This is a genomic window from Paenibacillus luteus (assembly GCF_006542765.1).
GTDB lineage: Bacteria > Bacillota > Bacilli > Paenibacillales > Paenibacillaceae > Pristimantibacillus > Pristimantibacillus luteus.
The window spans coordinates 1-1,013 of sequence record NZ_SKCD01000074.1 but is presented as its reverse complement, the minus strand read 5'-3'; the positions used below and the strand labels follow the sequence as shown (position 1 = coordinate 1,013).

2 protein-coding genes are annotated in these 1,013 nt (G+C 45.4%); both read left to right on the top strand.

The window, feature by feature from the left end; translation table 11 throughout:
- On the top strand, positions 1 to 737 hold a 737-nt coding region (locus E0496_RS31925), incomplete at its 5' end, for a Mu transposase domain-containing protein (protein WP_141505995.1).
- Positions 734 to 1,013: ATP-binding protein (locus E0496_RS31920; protein WP_241675066.1), on the top strand; the 280-nt coding region annotated here is incomplete at its 3' end. The genes E0496_RS31925 and E0496_RS31920, both read left to right, overlap by 4 nt.

The following is a 1,013-nucleotide window of genomic DNA, read 5'->3' as shown; positions in this document are numbered from 1 at the left end:
ACATGAGCATAACGAAATCACAGAGTGTGCTGCTCTCCTTCTTGACAGAGGCTTTTGAGGCCATAGGTGGAGTTCCTCATGAGATCCTAACCGACAACATGAAGACGGTGATGGACGAAGCAAGAACTGAGCATAGGGCTGGCAAAGTGAATACGAAATTCGCTGGGTTTGCAGCAGACTTTGGGTTTCACGTTAAACCTTGTATCGCAGGGCGTCCCCGTACCAAAGGAAAGGTGGAAGCCCCAATGAAGATCTTAGATGAAATTCATGCTTATCAAGGGAAGTTTAGCTTACCCGAGCTCCAAGCCTACATTCAAAAGCTGTGCGATCGTGTTAACCAATCGTTCCATCAAGGAACGGGGAAAGTGCCCATTCTGGCTCTGGAAAAGGAAAAGAACTCCTTACACCCGTTACCAGCGGAGCGTGTAAGAAGTTCCTATCGCATACATCATAAGCTTGTTAAGATCAATGCGTCGAACATGATCTCCTACCAATCCAGGCAATACTCAGTACCAGCTGGGTATCAAGGAAAAACGGTAGGCCTACAAGTCTATGACAATCATCTGTATGCGTATTATAACACGAAACTTCTCGTACGACATCCCATTGGTAACGCCGTGTTAAATTACACAGAGGAGCATTACAGGGAAAGTTTAAGCTTGTCTATGCCACGTTATCCCGATATTAATGACTTAGCTAAGAAGAATCTACGCACGATTGGGGGTGCATACGAATGAGTGTAACCTCCTACCAGCAAGCTGTTCGAAACCTAGAGTACCTGGGCCTCAAACAGATGGTGAGCCATTTGAATGAAGTGGTCGACTTCAGCATCCATAACAAACTCTCCTTCATGGACACGTTTGTGAAGCTCACTAACTATGAGATCGATGTGCGTGAGCATAATATGATTCATGCCATGGTGAAGGTTGGAGCCTTTCCCCATCAAAAAGAGCTTGCAGACTTTGCGTTCAGCTTTCAACCTTCAGTTAATCGTGAGCAAATGTTAGACTTTG